Genomic DNA, 1,938 nt, shown 5'->3' with positions numbered 1-1,938 from the left:
ATCCGGCCGCCCCGCCGGACCTGCGCGGCGCGGCCCTCGGTCTGCGCTGGTCGCTCGGCGCCGCCGCGGATGCCGGCCGGGCGGTGCGGGCGGTGGCCGCCCCGGGCACCCTCGGCGACTGGCTCTCCGGCCTGTTCGCCCTGGCCCGCGAGGAGGTGGTCGCCGGGGACGCGGCGCTGCTCGGCGTCCTCGACGGTCTGCTCGCGGCGATGGACGCGCACGACTTCCTGGTCGCCCTGCCCGCGCTGCGGCAGGCCTTCGGCTGGTTCCCGCCGCGCGAGCGGGCGGCGGTGGCCCGGCACGTGCTGGCGCTGCGCGGCGCCGACGGGCCGGCCCGTGACCTGCTGCGGCTGGACATCGACCCGGTGCTGGTGGCCGCCGCCCGCGCGCTGGACGCGCGGGTCGACACGGTGCTCGCCCGCGAAGGGCTGCGGGAAGGAGACCCGGCGTGACCGACCCGATGCTGGAACGCTGGCGGCTGGTGCTCGGCGACGCGGCACAGGACTGCCTGGGCGGCCTGTCCGGGGCGGCGGCCGGCCGGGACGCCGCGCTGGACTGGCTGTACGGCCGCGACGAGGAACTGAACCGGCGCGACGTGCGCCGGGGCGGCTCCGGCCCGTCGGCGCTGACCACCGTGGACTGGCTGGACGGCATCACCCGGCTGTTCCCGAGGGAGACGGTGGAACGGCTGGAACGGGACGCGGTCGAACGGTACGAGATCCACGACGTGGTGACCGATCCGCAGGTGCTGGCCCGGGTGGAGCCGAACCCGGCGCTGCTGCGCGCGGTGCTGCGCACCAAGCACCTGATGGACCCGGAGGTGCTGCGGCTGGCCCGGCGACTGGTCGAGGCGGTGGTACGCCAGCTCGTCGAGCGGATGGCCAGCGAGGTGCGGCAGTCGTTCTCCGGGGCGCGGGCGCGTCGGCCCAGCCGGTTCCGGCAGGCCCGCAACTTCGACGTGCGGCGCACCATCCGCGCCAACCTGGCCCACTGGCGTCCCGACGAGCGCCGGCTGCACGTGCGTACCCCGCACTTCTTCTCCCGGACCCGGCGGCACCTGGACCGCTGGCAGGTGATCCTGCTGGTGGACCAGTCCGGCTCGATGGTCGGCTCGGTGATCCACGCCGCGGTCACCGCCGCCTGCCTGTGGGGGCTGCCCGGCGTCCGGACCCACCTGGTGGCCTTCGACACCGAGGTCGTCGACCTCACCAGCGACGTGGACGACCCGGTGGAGCTGCTGATGAAGGTGCAGCTCGGCGGCGGCACCGACATCGCCCGGGCGGTGACGTACGGGGCGCAGCTGGTGGAGAACCCGCGCCGCGCCATCGTCGTGCTGGTCACCGACTTCTACGAGGGCGGCAGCGAGGCGCACCTGGTGCGCGCCGTGAAACAGCTCGTCGAGCAGGGCACCCATGTGCTCGGGCTGGCCGCGCTCGACGAGGAGGCCAACCCGGCGTACGACCGGGCCACCGCGCAGCGGCTGGCCGACGTGGGCGCGGCCGTCGGCGCGATGACGCCGGGTGAGCTGGCCGCGTTCGTGGCCGAGCACGTGGGCCGTTAGGAGCGAGGCGTGATCCGTACCGACCTGCTGGCGCTCACCCCGGAGGTGCTCGCCGCGCTCAGCAACCGTGGCCTGGTGAAGCGGGCCGTCAAGGCGGTCGACGGCGGGGAGGCGCCCGCGCTCGCCGTCGACGACGACGGCGCCGTGCGCGCCGCGCATCCCGATGGGGTGACCAGCACCCTGCCGGCCGGCGGCGGGCTGGCCACCGGCGTCTGCTCCTGCGCGGCGCCGGGTGTCTGCCGCCACCTGCTGGCGCTCGTGCTGACCTACCAGCGGCAGCAGGCGACCGAGTCCGGACGGGCCCCGCACCCTGCCCCCGCCGGTCGGCCCGGCCGGCGGCGACGCGACCGAGGGCAACGGCCCGACCGGAGGCGGCG

General features: G+C 76.3%; 2 protein-coding genes and 1 pseudogene. All 3 read left to right on the top strand.

Annotated elements, in window-relative coordinates; all coding sequences use genetic code 11:
• The coding region (locus B0E53_RS36015; RefSeq protein WP_246835778.1) for a DUF5682 family protein at positions 1-452 on the top strand (452 nt) is incomplete at its 5' end.
• Positions 449-1,561, top strand: a complete 1,113-nt coding sequence (locus tag B0E53_RS36010) for a VWA domain-containing protein (protein ID WP_107079874.1) — start codon at positions 449-451, stop codon at positions 1,559-1,561. The genes B0E53_RS36015 and B0E53_RS36010, both read left to right, overlap by 4 nt.
• 9 nt (positions 1,562-1,570) lie before the next feature.
• Positions 1,571-1,938: pseudogene (locus B0E53_RS36005) on the top strand (hypothetical protein); the annotation flags it as partial.

It is taken from the genome of Micromonospora sp. MH33, assembly GCF_003013775.1.
GTDB lineage: Bacteria > Actinomycetota > Actinomycetes > Mycobacteriales > Micromonosporaceae > Micromonospora > Micromonospora fulviviridis.
This window is presented reverse-complemented; position numbering and strand designations above follow the sequence as displayed.